General features: G+C 52.3%; 1 protein-coding gene. It reads left to right on the top strand.

Annotated elements, in window-relative coordinates; all coding sequences use genetic code 11:
• Positions 1–438 (top strand): hypothetical protein (locus KH400_RS29700; protein ID WP_217228028.1); only part of this gene is annotated, 438 nt, incomplete at both ends.

Here is a 438-nt window from a genome sequence, read left to right as displayed (position 1 = left end):
GGGGAGAGAAGGAGAGGAAGAAAGAGGAAGAAAAAGGGAAAGAAGGAGGGGGAGAGAGAGGAAGGAAAGGAAAAGAGAGGGAAAGGAAGAAGAAAGGGGGAAAGGAGAAGGAAAAGGGAGAAGAGAGAGGAGAGAGGGGGGAGGGAGGAAAAGGAAGAAGGAAGGAGGAAAAAAAAGAAAGGAGAGAGGAGAAGGGAAAAAAGGGGAGGGAAGGGGAAGAAGAGAGGAGGAGGAAAGGAAAAAGGGAGAAGAAGAGAAAAGGGAGAGAGGGGAGGAGAGGAGGAGAGAGGAAAGAAGAGAGGAAAAGGGGGGAAGAGAAAAGGAAAAAAGAAAGGGGAAGGGGAAAGAGGGGAGGGAGGGGAAAAGAGGGGGAAAGGGAGAAGAGGGGGGAGGAAAGGAGGGGGGAAGAGGGGAAGAGGAGGAAGAGAGAGGGGAGGG

Source organism: Desertibacillus haloalkaliphilus, assembly GCF_019039105.1.
Classification (GTDB): Bacteria; Bacillota; Bacilli; order Bacillales; family KJ1-10-99; genus Desertibacillus; species Desertibacillus haloalkaliphilus.
The sequence above is the reverse complement of the archived record's forward strand: the minus strand, read 5'-3'. Positions and strand labels throughout refer to the sequence as shown.